Annotated in this window: 1 protein-coding gene; it reads left to right on the plus strand. The window is 57.6% G+C overall.

Going from position 1 to position 1,379, the window contains the following annotated elements; translation table 11 throughout:
* The coding region (locus ACFPDR_RS18865; protein WP_376911762.1) for an Ig-like domain-containing protein at positions 1 to 1,379 on the plus strand (1,379 nt) is incomplete at both ends.

Here is a 1,379-nt window from a genome sequence, read left to right on the forward strand (position 1 = left end):
ACGGTTGGCAAGGATGTGAAGGCTGGCGACACCGTCACTGTGACCGTGAACGGTAAGGACTACACGACCACCGTTAACGCTGATGGCAAGACCTGGAACGTGGATGTTCCTGGTTCCGAGTTGGCTGCTGATTCGAACGTACATGCCAAGGTTGAGACTGAAGATGCTGCGGGCAACCCAGCCAGTGCTGAAGCTGACCGTGGCTACGGTGTCGATACCGACCTGCCCGAAGCTTCGATCACGATCGACACCATTGCTGGCGATGACGTGATCAACAAGGCCGAGTCCGAGTCCGACGTGACCATCACCGGTACCGTGGGTAAAGACGTCAAGGCTGGTGATACCGTCACTGTGACCGTGAACGGCAAGGACTACACGACCACCGTTAACGCTGATGGCAAGACCTGGAACGTAGACGTTCCTGGTACCGAACTGGCCCAGGACAGCAATGTTCACGCCAAGGTGGAAACGGAAGACGCTGCGGGCAACCCAGCCAGCGCTGAAGCCGACCGCGGCTACGGTGTCGATACCGACCTGCCAGAAGCTTCGATTACCATCGACACCATTGCGGGCGATGACGTGATCAACAAGGCCGAATCGGAAGGGGATGTCACTGTTACCGGTACTGTGGGTAAAGACGTCAAGGCCGGTGACACCGTGACTGTGACCGTGAACGGTAAGGGCTACACGACCACCGTTAACGCTGATGGCAAGACCTGGAACGTAGACGTTCCTGGTGCTGAGTTGGCTGCTGATTCGAACGTACACGCCAAGGTTGAGACCGAAGATGCTGCGGGTAACCCTGCGAGCGCTGAAGCCGACCGTGGCTACGGTGTGGATACCGATCTGCCTGAAGCTTCGATTACCATCGACACCATTGCCGGTGACGACGTGATCAACAAGGCTGAGTCCGAGTCCGACGTGACCATTACTGGTACGGTTGGCAAGGATGTGAAGGCTGGCGACACTGTCACTGTGACCGTGAACGGCAAGGACTACACGACCACCGTGAACGCCGATGGTAAGACCTGGAACGTGGATGTTCCTGGTACCGAACTGGCCCAGGACAGCAATGTTCACGCCAAGGTCGAGACCGAAGACGCTGCGGGCAACCCAGCGAGCGCTGAAGCTGACCGTGGCTACGGTGTCGATACCGATCTGCCTGAAGCTTCGATCACGATCGACACCATTGCCGGTGACGACGTCATCAACAAGGCCGAGTCCGAAGCCGACGTTACCATCACTGGTACGGTTGGCAAGGATGTGAAGGCCGGTGATACCGTGACCGTGACGGTCAACGGTAAGGATTACACGACCACCGTTAACGCTGATGGCAAGACCTGGAACGTGGACGTTCCTGGTTCCGAGTTGGCTGCTGA

The organism is Alcaligenes sp. GCM10023179 (assembly GCF_042653705.1).
GTDB classification, from domain to species: Bacteria; Pseudomonadota; Gammaproteobacteria; order Burkholderiales; family Burkholderiaceae_B; genus Alcaligenes; species Alcaligenes phenolicus.